This is a genomic window from Janibacter sp. LM (assembly GCF_039631275.1).
Taxonomy (GTDB): Bacteria; Actinomycetota; Actinomycetes; order Actinomycetales; family Dermatophilaceae; genus Janibacter; species Janibacter terrae.
The window spans coordinates 1-893 of sequence record NZ_JBDIVG010000089.1; the positions used below are offsets into that span (position 1 = coordinate 1).

The following is an 893-nucleotide window of genomic DNA, read 5'->3' on the forward strand; positions in this document are numbered from 1 at the left end:
TTGTCGACGACGCTCGAAAATGAGGCCATAGCGACGGTCGAAAATGAGGCCACCCAGACAGATTGGATGGGTGATCTCTGTGGAGGATTGGGCTCTGGTCCGGCGGCTGGTGGCGGATGGTGTTCCGCAGCGTCAAGTCGCCCGGGACTTGGGTATCGGACGGGCGACGGTCGCGCGGGCTGTGGCCTCGGAGGGGCCACCGAGGTACGAGCGGCCGGCGGTGTCGACGTCGTTCACGCCGTTCGAGCCGGCGGTGCGGCAACTGCTGGTCACGACCCCGGACATGCCCGCGACGGTGATCGCCGAGCGGGTCGGGTGGACCGGGTCGATCACGTGGTTCCGTGACAACGTGCGGCGTCTGCGCCCGGAGCATCGGCCAGTTGATCCGGCGGACCGGCTGATCTGGCTGCCGGGGGACGCGGTGCAGTGCGACCTGTGGTTCCCGCCGGTGCGGATCCCGCTCGAGGATGGCACGGGGGCGGTGCTGCCGGTGCTGGTGATGACCTGCGCGTACTCACGGTTCACGCTGGCCCGGATGATCCCGTCCCGTCACACCGCGGATCTGCTGCTGGGGATGTGGGATCTGCTGATGCAGCTCGGGTCGGTACCGCGACGGTTGATCTGGGACAACGAGGCCGGGATCGGACGCGGTCGCCGTCATGCTGAAGGGGTCGGTGAGTTCACCGGGACCCTGGCCACCACGCTGCAGCGCTGCAAGCCCTACGACCCGGAGTCCAAGGGACTGGTCGAGCGCAGGAACGGTTACCTCGAGACCTCGTTCATGCCCGGTCGGGACTTCGCCTCCCCGGCGGACTTCAACGACCAGGTCCAGGACTGGTTGACGCGGGCGAACGCGAAGGTGGTGCGCACGATCAAGGCCGCCCCGGTCGAGC

1 protein-coding gene is annotated in these 893 nt (G+C 68.1%); it reads left to right on the forward strand.

The features are described 5' to 3' along the window. Positions 1-70: 70 nt before the first annotated feature. A partial coding sequence (istA, locus tag ABC138_RS17570) for an IS21 family transposase (RefSeq protein ID WP_345914471.1) occupies positions 71-893 on the forward strand: 823 nt, incomplete at its 3' end.